The sequence below is a fragment of the Schaalia suimastitidis DSM 15538 genome (assembly GCF_000429105.1).
Lineage (GTDB): Bacteria > Actinomycetota > Actinomycetes > Actinomycetales > Actinomycetaceae > Pauljensenia > Pauljensenia suimastitidis.
This window is the reverse complement of record NZ_KE386848.1, coordinates 593571-609239: the sequence shown is the minus strand read 5'-3', so window position 1 is coordinate 609239 and position 15669 is coordinate 593571. Positions and strand designations below refer to the sequence as shown.

12 protein-coding genes are annotated in these 15669 nt (G+C 56.6%); 9 read left to right on the top strand and 3 right to left on the bottom strand.

Annotated features, from left to right (window positions below):
• Positions 1-43 precede the first annotated feature (43 nt).
• On the bottom strand, positions 44-1864 hold the full coding sequence (locus G438_RS0109585) for an AMP-dependent synthetase/ligase (RefSeq protein ID WP_026461129.1): 1821 nt from the start codon (positions 1862-1864) through the stop codon (positions 44-46).
• A gap of 209 nt (positions 1865-2073) precedes the next feature.
• Entirely contained in the window at positions 2074-3498 is a 1425-nt protein-coding gene (glnA, locus tag G438_RS0109580; protein ID WP_026461128.1) for a type I glutamate--ammonia ligase, read from the bottom strand.
• Positions 3499-3686: 188 nt separating this feature from the next.
• Here glnA and uvrC point away from each other — a divergent pair, with 188 nt between their 5' ends.
• From uvrC to secG, 9 genes are all read left to right on the top strand, one after another.
• Entirely contained in the window at positions 3687-5699 is a 2013-nt protein-coding gene (uvrC, locus tag G438_RS0109575) for an excinuclease ABC subunit UvrC (RefSeq protein ID WP_026461127.1), read from the top strand.
• Between the two features lie 8 nt (positions 5700-5707).
• On the top strand, positions 5708-6928 hold the full coding sequence (purT, locus tag G438_RS0109570) for a formate-dependent phosphoribosylglycinamide formyltransferase (RefSeq protein ID WP_026461126.1): 1221 nt from the start codon (positions 5708-5710) through the stop codon (positions 6926-6928).
• Between the two features lie 5 nt (positions 6929-6933).
• Positions 6934-7878 (top strand): RNase adapter RapZ, encoded by a 945-nt coding sequence (gene rapZ / locus G438_RS0109565; protein ID WP_131245881.1) that lies wholly within the window; start codon positions 6934-6936, stop codon positions 7876-7878.
• The gene (locus tag G438_RS0109560) at positions 7879-8883 is read left to right on the top strand and encodes a gluconeogenesis factor YvcK family protein (protein WP_026461124.1); all 1005 of its coding nucleotides are present in this window, start codon (positions 7879-7881) and stop codon (positions 8881-8883) included.
• A gap of 59 nt (positions 8884-8942) precedes the next feature.
• Positions 8943-9926 (top strand): DNA-binding protein WhiA, encoded by a 984-nt coding sequence (gene whiA, locus G438_RS0109555; RefSeq protein ID WP_026461123.1) that lies wholly within the window; start codon positions 8943-8945, stop codon positions 9924-9926.
• A 186-nt stretch (positions 9927-10112) separates the two neighbouring features.
• Positions 10113-11117, top strand: coding sequence for a type I glyceraldehyde-3-phosphate dehydrogenase (gene gap / locus G438_RS0109550; protein ID WP_026461122.1), 1005 nt, complete (start codon positions 10113-10115; stop codon positions 11115-11117).
• Between the two features lie 140 nt (positions 11118-11257).
• Positions 11258-12448, top strand: coding sequence for a phosphoglycerate kinase (locus G438_RS0109545; RefSeq protein ID WP_026461121.1), 1191 nt, complete (start codon positions 11258-11260; stop codon positions 12446-12448).
• A gap of 3 nt (positions 12449-12451) precedes the next feature.
• Entirely contained in the window at positions 12452-13228 is a 777-nt protein-coding gene (gene tpiA, locus G438_RS0109540; RefSeq protein ID WP_026461120.1) for a triose-phosphate isomerase, read from the top strand.
• Positions 13229-13335: 107 nt separating this feature from the next.
• Positions 13336-13581: a preprotein translocase subunit SecG gene (gene secG, locus G438_RS0109535; protein WP_026461119.1), complete on the top strand. Its 246-nt coding sequence runs from the start codon at positions 13336-13338 to the stop codon at positions 13579-13581.
• 75 nt (positions 13582-13656) lie between these two features.
• Here the strand turns inward: secG and G438_RS11690 are convergent, their stop codons facing one another.
• Positions 13657-15588, bottom strand: a complete 1932-nt coding sequence (locus G438_RS11690) for a glycoside hydrolase family 2 protein (protein ID WP_084403235.1) — start codon at positions 15586-15588, stop codon at positions 13657-13659.
• Between the last annotated feature and the right edge of the window lie 81 nt (positions 15589-15669).

The following is a 15669-nucleotide window of genomic DNA, read 5'->3' as shown; positions in this document are numbered from 1 at the left end:
GTAGAGGACGGGGCCATAGATGGGCGACGCCGTAGTAGGTGGACTACTGGTCCTGATCGCTTTGAGCGTATAGCGCATCAACCTCGTGAGCGAAATCTGTTAACACTTTAGATCGGCGCAGCTTCAGTGAGGGCGTTAGATAACCGTTTTCTACGGTGAAAGTCGTGTCAACAATGCGATAGCGTCGGATAGATTCCGCGCGCGATACGGCCTTATTCGCCCGTGCAATAGCGCGGTCAAGAGAGGCACGCACCTCAGGGAGCTCAGCACCTCGACTTGCCTCCTTCGGGTCGAGGCCATGGTTAGTAAGCCATGCGGGCAGCATGTCCTGATCTAAGGTGATGAGTGCGCCGATGTAGGGGCGAGCCTCACCCACGACAACGATGGTTGAAATGAGCGGGTGTGTTGCAAGCTGGTCTTCCAACACCTCGGGGGAGACGTTCTTCCCGCCAGCAGTAACGATAAGTTCTTTCTTACGGCCCGTGATACGAACCTGACCGTGACGGTCAATACTGCCAAGATCCCCTGAATGGAACCAGCCGTCTTTGAATGCGGCGGCAGTGGCCTCAGGAAGGTTGTAATACCCAGGGCCAACGCAAAGGCCTTTGAGCAGAATCTCCCCATCGCTGGCAATTTTCACACTGTTGCCGGGCAAGACGAGGCCGACGGTGCCAACAGGATTAGCTTTTGTTCGTTGAGCAATAATGGGGCCGGTTGTTTCTGATAATCCGTAGCCTTGGATCACGGTCAGTCCTGTGCCTTGGAAGAAGTAGGCAAGGTCGGTGGCCAGCGGTGCACCACCAGAAATCACGTACTTCATATTGGGGCCAAGGACATCGCGAATTTTATGCAGGACAAGTTTGTCGGCAATGCGGTGCCGCAAACGCAGCGTGGGCGAGGGGCCCAGGCGGGTCTCTGATTTGACGGTATGTTCACGCGCCTGTTTGGCTGACCACGAGAAGATCTTGCCTTTAATGCCGCCACCTGCCTTGGCGGCAGCGGCGTTATAGACCTTCTCTAATACGCGTGGCACGGCCATGAGAACCGAAGGTTGGAATGCTTCAATATCTGGCAGCAGACGCTTAACGTCAGGGGAGAAAGCAATGGTGCCGTGCCCGCCAATCACGAGGTGCATGGCGAAGCGAGCAAAGACGTGCGCAAGGGGAAGGAAGAGCAGCAGGCGCGTGTCAGCGGCATCGACGATTTCGGGCAGGACCTGCTGGACCGAACGTATTGCACCAACGAAATTGCGGTGCGTCAGCGTCACGCCTTTAGGTAAACCTGTTGTCCCGGAGGTGTAAATGATAGTGGCGATATCGTCGACATGGAGTGCGCGGCGACGACGCGTAAAGGTCGCGTCATCAACGGTGAGTCCGTTGGACTCAAGGGTCCGTAGTGCGCCGGTATCAATCGAATCAATGGCACGCACAGTGGGGCTGGCTACTGAGGCCACAAGGTCGGCTTGCTGAACCGTTGCAGTGAAAACGCGCACTACCTGCGCGTCTTTCAAAATATGGCCGATTTGAACGGCTGAATCGGACTCATAAATGGGGACCGTGATGGCACCAATGCTGAGAATCGCAAGGTCCAGGAGCATCCATTCGTAGGAGGTTGCCGATAGGACGGCAACGGCTTGGCCCTCCTGGATACCCTCAGCGATCAGGCCCTTCGCAAGGTTCGTGACCTCCCGTTGAATATGTGAGGCAGATAGCAACTGGGTGGCGCCCACTGCATTGCGTTCTTCAACGGCAACTTCGTGTGGTCGTTTACGTGCACGTTCGGCAAGCAACATGGGAATGGTGTCAGATGCCTTGAGGGTGAAACGGGCCTTTTCAGACCACGAACCGTCCCGATGCCGCTTCATAGAAGCCTCCTGCTCGCCGTCACGATGTACGAAAGTGATTCTATCGGGACGTTGGGCTCATCTGTGTGCTCAACGTTGCCCTTGGGTAACTTTAGCGTGAATCCCACACCATGAGGTTGCTCCGCACAAACCTTGGCATCGTCCCCATTCGCTGAAGGTGGCGTTGATGAGAGTGGTCCCGTGGCGCCAGCGTCACGGGACCAACGGTGTCACAGATCGAAGTACATCTGGTACTCAAGGGGATGCGGGTGGATCCGCATCGGTGCGACCTCATTGTTTTCTTTGTAGGTCAGCCAGGTGTCGATGAGGTCTTGGGTGAAGACGTCACCTTCGGTGAGGAACTCGTAGTCGTTCCGCAGTGCAACAAGTGCTCCTTCGAGGCTGGTCGGCAGTTTCGCGATGTCGTGATATTCCGTTGGTGGCAGCTCGTACAGGTCCTTATCGATCGGAGCGGCAGGTTCAATGCGGCGGCGAATACCGTCAATACCGGCCATCAAGCATGCGGAGAACGCAAGATAAGGATTAGCTGACGGGTCAGGTACCCGATATTCGACGCGCTTGGCTTTCGGTGACGTGCCGGTGACGGGAATGCGAATACATGCCGACCGGTTTCGTGCCGAATATACGAGGTTAATCGGTGCTTCAAAGCCTGGAACCAAACGCCTGAATGAGTTAATTGACGGGTTCGTAAATGCGAGGAGTGCTGGCGCATGGTCAAGGAGGCCACCAATAAACCACCGCGCCGTATCTGACAACGATCCATAGCCACGTTCGTCGTAGAACAGGGGAGCGCCGTCTTTCCACAGCGACATATGTGTGTGCATCCCCGATCCGTTGTCACCAACAAGCGGCTTGGGCATAAAGGTTGCGGTATGGCCAAATTCAATGGCCGTATTCTTAATGACGTACTTGAATTTCATCATGTCGTCGGCGGCTTTTTGCAGTGAGGCGAAACGGTAGTTGATTTCCTGTTGACCGCCTGAGCCGCATTCATGATGAGCGCGTTCAACCTCTAGACCGACCTCAGCCATCCGGCGGCTCATGACATCGCGAAGGTCAGCAAATTGATCGGTGGGCGTCACAGGGAAGTACCCGCCTTTAATGCGTGTCTTGTAGCCCAAGTTGCCGCCTACTTCCTCGCGGCCCGTGTTCCAATAGCCTTCCTTTGAATCGAGTGCGTAGAAGGTTTCGTGAGGCGTGATGCTGTAACGAATGTCATCGAAAAGATAAAACTCTGCTTCAGCACCAATAAAACACGTGTCAGCAATACCGGTGGAGCGTAGATAGGCTTCTGCTTTAGCTGCCACCTGACGTGGATCTCGCGAAAATGGTTCATCAGTGAAGGGGTCAACGATGGAAAAAGTAACGACGAGCGTTTTGGCAGCACGGAAAGGGTCGACAAAACACGAGGTAATGTCGGGAATGAGTTTCATATCCGACTCGTGAATTGCAGTAAAGCCCCGAATTGACGAGCCGTCAAACATTAAGCCTTCGTTGAGTACCGAAGAATTAAATTGTGCGGCAGGTATTGTGAAATGCTGTTGAACACCGGGAAGATCACAGAAACGCACATCGATAAACTCGATCTTTTCGCGCTCAATAAAATCGGTGACTTCAGTAGTGCTACTGAACATTGGTGATCCTTCCAGAGGCGGTGTCGATAGCGCGATGCTCTCAACAATCCTTGGTCAAAGCAAGGTAATTAATTGACAAACCAAGTTTACGCCTCTCGTGGAGAAACCCACTACGACGCGTCCGAATATCGGTCGGCGCAAGTGGGACCTCGCACTGCGCCTCGGAAAGCGGCTGATAGGCTGTGACAGTGGCAGACCCGTCAACCTATCGTCCCCGAACGAGCGATATTCCCACCAATCCTGGTGTCTATCGTTTTCGTGACGACCAAGGGCGCGTCATCTACGTCGGGAAAGCAAAAAACCTGCGTGCACGGCTCGTCAACTACTTCCAGGACCTTTCGGCGCTCCACCCCCGCACCCAGCAAATGGTGACGACCGCATCGTCGGTTCAATGGACCGTTGTCGCTTCCGAAGTTGAAGCCCTCACATTGGAATTTACGTGGATCAAAGAATTCGCTCCGCGTTTTAATGTCATCTACAAAGACGACAAATCCTACCCTTACCTGTCGGTGTCATTGAACGAACGCTTTCCCCGCGTGAAAGTTACTCGCGAAGCAAAGAAAAAAGGCGAACGCTATTTCGGTCCCTATACGCAGGTGTGGGCTATCAGAGAAAGCATCGACCTGCTGTTACGCGTCTATCCGGTACGCACTTGCTCACCAGGAGTGTTTTCTCGAGCCAAAGCACAGGGGCGCCCATGCCTGCTTGCTGATATTGGAAAATGTTCGGCCCCCTGCGTGGGACGCATCAGCGAAGACGATCATCGGAGTCTTGCTGTTGACCTGTGCCGATTTATGGATGGGCGAACGGGCCCAGTAATCCGTGACCTCGAAGAAAAAATGCGGCATGCTTCGGCCAACCTGGAATTCGAACAAGCTGGCGCCTACCGCGACGATATCGCTGCGCTAAAGACGGTACTTGAACGCAATACCATGGTCCTTGACGACGGTACTGACGCTGATATCTTCGCGCTTGCAGTAGATGACCTTGATGCGGCGGTGCACGTGTTCCACGTGCGTGGTGGTCGAGTACGCGGTACGCGCTCGTGGGTAATATCGCGCATTGACGATGCCAGCGAGGAACAACTGATGGCGCGCCTGCTTGAGCAGGTGTACGGCGAACTGCCCGTAATGCAACTGCGCCGCAGTCCAGAAAAGAGTGCACGTACCTCCATTGACGACGTCGAACACACGCCAACGCGCGCACTGCCTCGTGAAGTGCTGGTGTCCGTACTGCCGGAAGACTCCGCGACTGTCGTACAGTGGCTGACTCAGCGTCGCGGCGCAAAAGTGATGCTGCGCGTACCCGAACGCGGACCTAAAGCAGCGCTTATGGAAACCGTGATGACCAATGCTCGCCAAGCCTTGGCACTACATAAAACCAAACGTGCTGGAGATCTGACGGAACGCTCCCGGGCATTGGAAGTACTGTGCACGGAGTTGGGGTTGGACCATGCGCCGTTACGGATTGAGTGCTTCGACGTATCCCATACCGCAGGTACCCATCGCGTGGCCTCCATGGTGGTCTTTGAAGACGGTATTCCACGAAAAGACGCCTATAGGAGTTTCATTATCCGAGGCGACGCCTCCCAAAACGCTGATGATACCGCGGCCATGCAGGAAGTCCTCATCCGACGCTTTAGTCGGCTCGCTGCAGAAATAAGAGGCGAAGACGGCATTGACGACGACGGGGTTGCTCTGGAAAGCGGCCCTATAGACCCATCAAGTGGCAAAGCACGTCGTTTCTCCTATAAACCTGATCTGGTGCTTGTTGACGGCGGGCCACCCCAAGTTGCCTCAGCCTGTGCGGCACTGGAGCAGGTGGGAATCACCCTGCCTGTTGTGGGCTTGGCTAAACGGTTAGAAGAACTGTGGCTGCCTGGGCAGGCGTACCCTGTGATTTTGCCGCGCACGTCGCCGGGTCTTTACCTTTTGCAGCATCTGCGCGATGAATCGCATCGTTTCGCCATTAGCGCACATCGAAAAAAACGGAGCAAAGCGCAGACGCGGTCCATCCTTGACGATATTGCGGGCCTTGGTGCTGCCCGACAGGCAGCATTACTCAAAGCCTTCGGATCAGTGAAACGCCTCCGGGAAGCAGACGTTGACGAGATTGCGAAGGTCGTCGGCATCGGTCCGCGACTGGCGCAGACTATCGTCGACGGACTCAGACAAGGCACAATGGAGTCATCGTCAACGTGAGGAGCATTATGACACTGCCGTTGGATCTTCCGGCGCGAATCCTGCTGCTGGGTTCCGGTGAGCTCGGCAAAGAGCTCACTATTTCATTGCAACGCTTAGGGTGTCACATTATTGCTGTTGACAGTTACCCTCATGCTCCCGCAATGCAGGTGGCCGATGAAGCCGTTGTTATCGATATGGCTGACGCCGATGCCTTGGCGGCGGTGGTTGATACCTACGAGGTAGATCTTGTCGTCCCCGAAGTCGAAGCCATTGCCACTGAAGTCCTCCTTCAACTTGAGCAGCGCGGTGCCTGCCGCGTGGTCCCTAATGCTCATAGCGTGATGGCAACGATGGACCGGCAACGTATTCGCGCTATTGCTGCGCAACTGCCGGGCGTGAAAACCTCAGCCTTCCGTTTCGCCTCCAGTGCCGACGAGCTGCGTGAAGCACTTGAAGTGACAGGCCTGCCCGCTTATATCAAACCCACAATGTCGTCTTCGGGGCACGGCCAGTCACGTATCACCGATATTTCGCAAGCCCAGGCAGCGTGGGACTACGCCATTACAGAAGCCCGAGCACATACGGGACGCGTCATCGTTGAAGAAGAAATTGTCTTCGACGCCGAGATCACCCTACTGACGCTGCGATGGTGGGACGCTGAAACATGCCAGGTGCGTACCTCTTTCTGCGCCCCGATTGGACATCGGCAAAGTGACGGCGACTATGTCGAATCATGGCAGCCCGCAGCCATTTCTGCTGCCGCACTCACCGCCTGTGAGGCAATGGCGAAGGAAGTGACCACAGCCCTAGCGCAGGCGGGTGCGTCGCCATGCCTAGGCTTATTTGGTGTTGAATTCTTCATCCGTGGTGACCAGGTCTATTTCTCGGAACTGTCTCCGCGGCCGCATGACACAGGCATGGTCACTATGGTGACGCAGCAGTACTCCGAATTTGATCTGCACGCGCACGCAATCCTGGGGTTGCCGGTTGACACGCGTATGGTGCGTAGCGGCGCTTCAGCGGTTATTAAGTCCACCGAGGCGATGCCGCAGGCTCGTTATCGCGGTATTGCCGAGGCGATGGCAGCGGGCGCACAGGTGCGGATATTCGGTAAGCCAGTGAGTCGAGGCGGGCGTAGACTGGGGGTTGTTCTCGCTGGCGGTGATACCTGCGACCAGGCACGTGAACTTGCGTGGCGGTGTGCACATAATGTTTCGATAGTGTCTGCGCCAACCGATCAAGGATGACCGATATGACCTATGTAGATGACGAAGCCCCATTGACATTCCCAGAAGGCATACCGCTGCGTGATGCGGCCACGCCGCTTCACGATCAGTCTGCCAACGAGGTGCTCGTCATCACCGGCTACTCCGGGGCTGGTCGAACGGGTGCTGCGCGTGCACTCGAAGACCTTGACTGGTATGTCATTGACAACCTTCCGCCACAAATGCTTCCCGCATTGGTGGGCATGATGGCACCTACTGGCGACGGTGTCCACCGTCTCGCAGTGGTGATCGACGTGAGGTCACGTGCATTCTTTACCGACCTCGTTCAGGTTTTGGAAAAGCTCACTGATATGGGTGTGCCGCATCGTTTGCTGTTCTTCGAGGCAGATACCGCCACCCTGGTTAAGCGCTACGAAACGAGCCGCCGCCCCCACCCCATGCAGGGACAGGGGACACTTATCGATGGGATAGCAGCCGAAGCCCGGATGCTTGCCCCTCTTCGGCGTATCGCAGACGAAGTCATTGACACTACGTCGATGAATGTCCATGACTTGACGCGACATATCCGTGACGTGATAGCGGCCGAAGGGGAGCGGCCTTTGCATATCACTGTTGAATCTTTCGGCTTTAAGCGGGGTATTCCGCTTGACGCAGACCATGTTGTGGATGTGCGTTTCTTGAAGAATCCGTACTGGGTGGACGAGTTGCGGCACCTCACGGGCCGTGACCAGGCGGTGGCTGACTATGTGCTGGATCAACCTGGGGCACGTGCCTTTGCGCGCGGCTACGCTGATCTACTGTCGCCAATGTTGAATGGCTACCTTACTGAACTGAAAGCCTTCGCCACCATTGCGATTGGATGCACCGGAGGGAAGCATCGTTCTGTCGCAGTGTCAGAATATGTTGCCACTTGTTTGCGAGACAATGGGTTCTCAGTCCGCGTGGTTCACCGTGATTTGGGGAGGGAATAAATGGTGTACCTTGATGCCGCTGGTTGGGTGCAACGCGGCGACAACGGCTCATCGGTAGTTGCCCTCGGTGGGGGACACGGACTATCGGCAACGCTGCGTGCACTACGGCATGTCACCCGTCGACTCACCGCCGTAGTCACTGTAGCTGACGACGGGGGGTCTTCAGGGCGTTTACGCAAAGAAATGGATGTCCTGCCTCCCGGTGACCTTCGAATGGCGTTGGCAAGCCTGTGTGAAGAAACCGAATGGGGACTCACGTGGCGCGACATTATGCAAACGCGCTTGAGTACCCGCGGCGACCTCAATGGACACGCACTTGGTAACCTCTTGATCGCTGGCATGTGGCAGATGATGGACGACCCTATCGAGGCGCTCGACCTGGTCGGTCGCCTTCTTGGCGCCTCGGGCCGCGTCCTGCCCATGGCCTCGGTTCCCTTGCATATTGAGGCAGATATGATTGACGGCGACCGCAGGTACACAGTCGAAGGTCAATCCCAGGTTGCAGTGGCGCCTGGTTCGGTGGAACAGGTCCGCCTAATCCCAGCCCAACCACCCGTGCCCAAGGCGGTGGTCACAGCAATCAGTGAAGCCGACTGGGTGGTGCTTGGACCTGGCTCCTGGTACACATCTGTTCTTCCGCATCTGCTGGTACCTGAGCTGCATCGTGCTTTAGTGACCACCGATGCGCATCGTGCGCTGGTTCTCAACCTCGCTCGTCAGCGTGGGGAAACCGACCGCATGACAACCGCCGATCACGTGCGTGTACTCTCCGATGCTGCACCCGACTTCAAATTAGATGTCGTCATTGCAGACCCTACGGCCATTGACGATGTCGATGAGCTGATCGGCGCTGCCGAAGAGTTGGGTGCACGCCTACTCCTGCGGCAGGTGCGCACCGGCGATGGACAACCACACCATGATCCGCTTCGTCTCGCCGCCGCATTACGTGATGCCTTCGATGGCTTCCTTGGCGAGGTGGGGCGTGCTGAACCATGGTTGGCGTGACCGAAGGCAACGTAACGTCGTAGACTAAACCCTCGTGACTGTGAAAGGAGGGGCATCAGATGTCGCTGACAAGTGACATGAAGAGCGAATTGGCGCGCGCAGTCGTTACTCAACAGAAAGTGATGGCCGCCGAGGTTGCAGCGACCTTGCGTTTTGCGGGCGGCCTACATCTTGTAGGCGGCAGGATCTTGATCGAGGCGGAGCTTGACTCCTCCAGCGCTGCGCGGCGCCTACGGGCCCTTCTGAAACTCCTTTACGATGCTGAGTCACAGGTAGTCGTTGTCTCCGGCAGTTCCCTGCGGCGCGGCAAACGCTATGTCGTGAGGGTCGTCAAACAGGCAGATGAACTGGCTCGACGCACCGGCCTCGTTGATACAGCGGGACGGCCTGTGCGCGGACTACCTACGGTGCTGGTGGCAGGCAATCATGAGGTTGCGGCAGCCGTGTGGCGCGGTGCATTTCTTGCTCGCGGCTCCTTGATGGAGCCGGGACGTTCCTCATCGATGGAAATTACATGCCCCGGACCAGAAGTTGCGCTGGCAATGATTGGCTGCGCCCGTAAACTCGGCGCCACCGCTCGGTCAAAAGAGGTACGAGGGAGCGACCGTGTGTCCGTTCGTGATGCCGAAGCTATTGGCACCCTGATCGCGGCGATGGGAGCGAAAGATACCTTCGACGTGTGGCAGGAACGACGTCAACGACGGGAAGCACGGGGCAGTGCGAATCGGTTAGCGAATTTTGATGACGCGAATCTTCGGCGCTCCGCTCGTGCTGCTGTAGCGGCCGGTGCGCGTGTCGAACGAGCATTTGAAATCCTTGGTGATGCTGTTCCGCCTCATTTACTTGAGGCAGGACGTCTTCGCTTGGAATATAAGCAGGCATCCCTAGAAGAACTTGGTAAGAGAACCGACCCGCCGCTGACCAAAGACGCGGTCGCTGGTCGCATCCGGCGCCTACTGGCGATGGCCGACAAAGTGGCGCACGAGCGCGGCATACCTGACACCGAGGCAGCCCTTACCTTGGAAATGCTTGAAGACGACTAAGACTTCGAACGTTGGAGACATGCACCACCATTTGTCAAGGACGTTCGACACCTGCACGAAGATCACATTTCGGTGTAGATTTGAGGTGCAGGACACCGCAGAACATCTGCGGGCCGAGTCCACACCCGTGGACTTCGGTTGCATGACCTATGTGCCCCTTTCGTGGGTACTAGTAGGAGGACAATAGTGACCACCCGCGTTGGCATCAACGGCTTTGGCCGCATCGGCCGCAACTTCTTCCGCGCAGCTCTTGAACAGGGCGCGGACATTGAGATCGTTGCCGTGAACGACCTCACCGACACCAAGACACTCGCCCACCTCCTCAAGTACGACTCCATCCTGGGTCGCTTCACTGGTGAGGTTTCCTACGATGACGAATCCATCATCGTCAACGGCAAGGCCATCAAGGTTCTTGCACAGCGCAACCCTGCCGATCTGCCCTGGGGCGAACTCGGCGTTGACGTTGTCGTTGAATCCACCGGTTTCTTCACCGACGGCGAAAAGGCTAAGGCACACATCGACGGTGGCGCCAAGAAGGTTGTTATCTCAGCGCCCGCTAAGAACGTTGACGGCACCTTCGTTATGGGCGTGAACGAAGGCGACTATAACAACGACACCATGCATATCGTGTCCAATGCTTCCTGCACCACCAACTGCCTCGCACCGCTGGCGAAGGTTCTGCACGAAGAATTTGGCATTGTCCGTGGCATCATGACCACCATCCACTCCTACACCGGTGATCAGCGCGTCCTGGATGCACCTCACGGCGACCTGCGCCGCGCCCGTGCAGCCGCCCTCAACATGATCCCGACCAAGACCGGCGCCGCTCAGGCTGTTGCCCTCGTTCTGCCCGAACTCAAGGGCAAATTCGATGGCCTCGCGGTCCGCGTTCCCACCCCGACGGGCTCCCTCACTGACCTCACCTTCCAAGCAGAACGTGAAGTTTCTGTGGATGCCGTCAAGGCCGCTGTGAAGAAGGCTGCTGAAGGCGAACTCAAGGGCATCCTTGCCTACACTGAAGATCCAATCGTTTCCACCGACATTGTCGGCGATCCGCACTCCTCGGTCTTCGATGCCAACGAAACCAAGGTTATCGGCGATCTCGTCAAGGTACTGTCCTGGTACGACAACGAGTGGGGCTACTCCAACCGCCTCGTTGAGCTCACCGCGTACATCGGCGAGCGTCTCTGATCTCTCACTTGCGTGAGGCTTGAAATGCGCCCGCGTACGCCCCTGGTGCGTGCGCGGGCGCCTTTCGCGCACCCCTGCCTGCACGTCGTTGTGGTGTCAGCGGGCATAGTTTCTTATACACCAGCCATTGGAAGGCCAAGATGAAAACCATCGAAACTCTGGGCGATCTGCGTGGAAAGCGCGTTCTCGTCCGCTCTGACTTCAATGTTCCGCTCAAAGATGGCGTCATCACTGATGACGGTCGTATCCGCGCTGCACTGCCGACGCTCAACCGCCTCGTCGATGCTGGCGCCAAAGTCGTTGTGATGGCACACCTGGGCCGCCCTAAAGGCGAGGTCAACCCCGCCTACTCGCTGGCTCCCGTCGCTGCGCGCCTTGGTGAACTTATTGACGCCCCCGTGACTCTGGCCGCGGACGTCACCGGTGAATCCGCCAAAGCTGTCGTTGCAGCCCTTGGCGAGGGTGAAATCGCACTGCTGGAAAACGTCCGTTTTGATGCACGCGAAACCTCAAAGGTCGATGAAGAACGTCAAGCATTGGCGGCAGAATTTGCTCAACTTGGTGACGCCTTTGTTTCCGACGGCTTCGGTGTTGTGCACCGCAAGCAGGCTTCCGTCTACGACATCGCCCAGCTGGTCCCCGCTGCTGCAGGTCTACTGGTCCTCAAAGAAATCGAGTCCCTGCGTCGTGCCACTGAAAACCCCGAGCGCCCCTACGGTGTGGTCCTCGGCGGCTCCAAGGTCTCCGACAAGCTTGGTGTCATCGCCAACCTGCTGACCAAGGCCGATATGCTGTTCATCGGCGGTGGGATGGCCTACACCTTCCTGGCCGCCAAAGGCTATGCCGTTGGTAAGTCACTCCTCGAAGAAGACCAGATCGAAACCGTTAAGGGATATATTGCCGAGGCCGCCGACCGTGGCGTCGATCTGGTGCTGCCCGTTGATGTGGTCGTCGCACCCGAATTTGCGCCCGACAGCCCAGCATCTGTCGTTGCAGCGGACGCAATTCCTGCCGACCAGATGGGTCTTGATATCGGACCTGAGTCGCAAAAGCTTTTCGCAGAAAAAATTGCGTCTGCACGTACCGTGGCATGGAACGGTCCCATGGGTGTCTTCGAATTCGAAGCCTTCTCTGCAGGTACCCGAGCCGTTGCCCAAGCACTGTCCGCTGGCGATATGTTCTCCGTGATCGGCGGCGGTGACTCAGCTGCTGCGGTGCGCCTACTGGGCTTCGATGAAGCAACTTTCTCCCATATTTCCACTGGTGGTGGTGCCTCCCTCGAACTCCTCGAAGGTAAGGTCCTGCCCGGTATCGCAGTTCTGGAGGACTGAAACATGGCACGTACACCGCTGATGGCAGGCAACTGGAAGATGAACCTCGATCACCTCGAGGCAAATCATCTTGTTCAAGGCCTCGCCATGCACCTGCGCGATAATAACCATGACTACGCTCAGTGTGAAGTTCTGGTGATTCCACCCTTCACAGATATCCGCACGGTTCAAACCATCGTTGATGCTGACGAACTTGGCATTAAATACGGTGCCCAAGACGTGTCCATCCACGACAACGGCGCCTACACCGGCGAAATCTCCACCGCGATGCTCACTAAACTTGGCTGCACCTACGTGGTGATGGGCCACTCCGAGCGGCGCGAATACCACGGTGAATCCGATCAGCTTGTTGGCGCCAAGGCACGCAAAGTTCTGGATGCAGGTATGACGCCAATCCTGTGCTGCGGTGAAGCACTTGAGATTCGCAAGGCTGGCACACACGTTGACTTCGTGCTAGGCCAGATTCGTGCGGCACTGGAAGGCTGGTTGGGCGAGGACGTCGCCAAGATCGTTATTGCCTACGAACCGATTTGGGCGATCGGCACAGGTGAAACAGCAACTGCTGACGACGCTCAGGAAGTGTGCGGCGCTATTCGCGCAGCGCTCGCCCAGGACTTCGGCGCTGACACAGCTGAGGCAACCCGTATCCTCTACGGTGGTTCAGCCAACCCTGGCAATATCAAGGAACTCATGGCCCAAGACGATATTGACGGTGCCCTCATTGGTGGTGCATCGCTCAAGGCCGAGTCTTTCGCTGCGATGGCGAACTACTACGCCTAAGCATGCTTATGTCAAGGGGGCCAACCGGTGTGCCGGTTGGCCCCCTTGACCGTCCACAGATATACTGTGGAGGCTACGTAACGTTCGTTACCTGAATGGAATCTACTGTGACCATCCTCAAGATCACCCTGCTGGTGCTCATTGTGTTGACCAGCCTGCTCCTTATGCTCACCGTCCTTATGCACAAAGGTCGTGGAGGTGGCCTGTCGGATATGTTCGGCGGCGGTATTTCCTCTACAGCAGGTTCATCTGGCGTGGCCGAACGTAACCTCAATCGCATCACCCTGGCCACGCTCCTAGTGTGGGCAGTCAGTATCATTGGCTATGCGCTGCTGCTGAAATGGGCGTTCTAAACCAGCATTCGATACCCCGCACGGCCCCAAAGCTGTGCGGGGTATTTATTTGTCAGTCCAATACCAACTGCGCGGCTACGATTGGGCGCAGCGGCCGCCCCGATAACCTGTTGTTGACTGTGCAGCACGCTGTTCCATATGCCGTGCGAATTCAGCGTAAAGTTCCCCATTCAACAGCGCCATAAAAGCAGGATCAACCTTCATGACTTTCCGGTCATAGGTCATCAACCCGTTGTTCTCACGCTCGACATCACTGACCTGGGTATAGGTCGCTGCCACAAGTCCATGAGCAACCAATGGAATAAGTTGTTCGCGGTAAAGTGCCGCAAGTTCGGCAGCAAGTGCTGAAGCATCGGACATAAAACGGTATCCAAAAGGAATGGGATCGTGCCACGTGTGCCCGTCAACTGCCAGGTTAAGTCCGCCGAATTCAGAAAGATAGAACGGTCGCGGATCAAAGGCAGGAGGTTTGATGAGGCGTAATACGTAGCGGTGGCGGCTACGGAAATCACCTCCGCCTTGATCAAACCACCCGGATACGGCATCTACTAGGCGTGTAGGGTCGAGGCGTCGCACTGCCTTTTCGGCACGTGTCGCGTTGAATTGTCCCCACCCTTCGTTAAAAGGTACCCACATGATGATGCTCGGATGGCACCGCAAATAACGGATCATCTGGGCAAGCTCGTGAGCAAATGCCGCGCGATTGGCACGCTCGCCTCGTCCAGACCAATCAAAAAAGAGGTGCGAACGGTCGGGGAGCGTATAGTCCAAAGCCTGTGCGACACCTGAGGCAGTAATTCCAAGCACCGCACGTCCACCGGACACCATGTCCTGTACGACAAGTAGCCCCAGACGATCACAGTGATAGTAGAAACGACGAGACTCGACCTTAATGTGGACGCGCACACCGTTAAAACCCATGGTTTTAATAGCAGTCAAATCGTGAAGGAGTGCTTCTTCGCTGGGCGCCGTTAAACCTGATTCAGGCCAATACCCCTGGTGAAGGGGAGCATTGAGGAATGTGGGCACGCCGTTGATGACGATCGGACTGACTCGAGTATCGTGTTGGCCGCGTGTCTGCACACGGAAAGGGAATCCGCGGCGTGGCTCGGCCAGGCCCACGCTACGCAGCGCAGCCCACGTGCGCACACGATCTGAATGTGTCGCCACATGAACCTCGTAAAGATGCGGCGCCTCGGGACTCCAGGGCTGCGCGTCAGGCAGACGTACATGACACCACCTGCCAGAGGGGATCTGAGTGCGCACACGCGCTGCGTCAGGTAAAGAGAAAGCGAGGTCAATGGGTGTGGTCGAATCCTGAGTAAGATCAGCCTCGGTACGTACACGTACATAAAACCCCGAGAGTGTACTGTCTGCACGCAGATCAATATCAGCGATTGTGTCGGCGGCCTCGCATGGCAGCGGTTCCATCCACACGCTCTGCCAAATACCTGAGGTAGCGGTATACCAAATCGTCGTGGGCGTCAGTGCTTGTTTGCCACGTTGAATACTGGCACTATCCGTTGGATCCGTAACGGTGACACGCAGTTCAAAACTGTCACAATCCGTGTTGTCAATCGTCACTGAAAAGGGAAGATAACCGCCGCTGTGACTGCCCAGGCTACGGCCATTCACGTAGACGGTGCAGTCATGGTCGACGGCACCAAAATTGATGCGCAGGCGCATCCCACGCCAATGAGACGGGATGTCAACGCGACGATGGTAGTGGAGGACATCGCGTGGGGTGAATGGGCGTTCAACACCGGAGGCAGCCCATTCAACGGCGAATGGGACGCGGATCTGGCCATCCCACGGCTCATCTGCTGCGTGGGACTCGTCGATGGGACGGATAGCATAATCCCACCAGCCGTTGAGGCTGCACCATTGGCTCCGTTCATGCATCGGATCTGGATGTTCAGGTAAGGGGGTGTCGTCCAGGTTTTCGCCCCAAGGGCTACATAATGGGCTGTTGGCCGTTGCTGCATCCTCGCCACTTTTCGTTTCCATTCCCCTATTGTGAGGGAAAAGGTAACGGTGTGCTGCCCGATGGATGAGGACGAACACCTACGACGAATGTTCCCACGAAAG

Coding starts and splice junctions, on each gene's coding strand:
- G438_RS0109560 (WP_026461124.1), top strand. CDS start 7,879: ATGGTGTACCTTGATGCCGCTGGTTGGGTGCAACGCGGCGACAACGGC.
- glnA (WP_026461128.1), bottom strand. CDS start 3,498: ATGTTCAGTAGCACTACTGAAGTCACCGATTTTATTGAGCGCGAAAAG.
- whiA (WP_026461123.1), top strand. CDS start 8,943: ATGTCGCTGACAAGTGACATGAAGAGCGAATTGGCGCGCGCAGTCGTT.
- tpiA (WP_026461120.1), top strand. CDS start 12,452: ATGGCACGTACACCGCTGATGGCAGGCAACTGGAAGATGAACCTCGAT.
- purT (WP_026461126.1), top strand. CDS start 5,708: ATGACACTGCCGTTGGATCTTCCGGCGCGAATCCTGCTGCTGGGTTCC.
- G438_RS11690 (WP_084403235.1), bottom strand. CDS start 15,588: ATGGAAACGAAAAGTGGCGAGGATGCAGCAACGGCCAACAGCCCATTA.
- G438_RS0109585 (WP_026461129.1), bottom strand. CDS start 1,864: ATGAAGCGGCATCGGGACGGTTCGTGGTCTGAAAAGGCCCGTTTCACC.
- rapZ (WP_131245881.1), top strand. CDS start 6,934: ATGACCTATGTAGATGACGAAGCCCCATTGACATTCCCAGAAGGCATA.
- G438_RS0109545 (WP_026461121.1), top strand. CDS start 11,258: ATGAAAACCATCGAAACTCTGGGCGATCTGCGTGGAAAGCGCGTTCTC.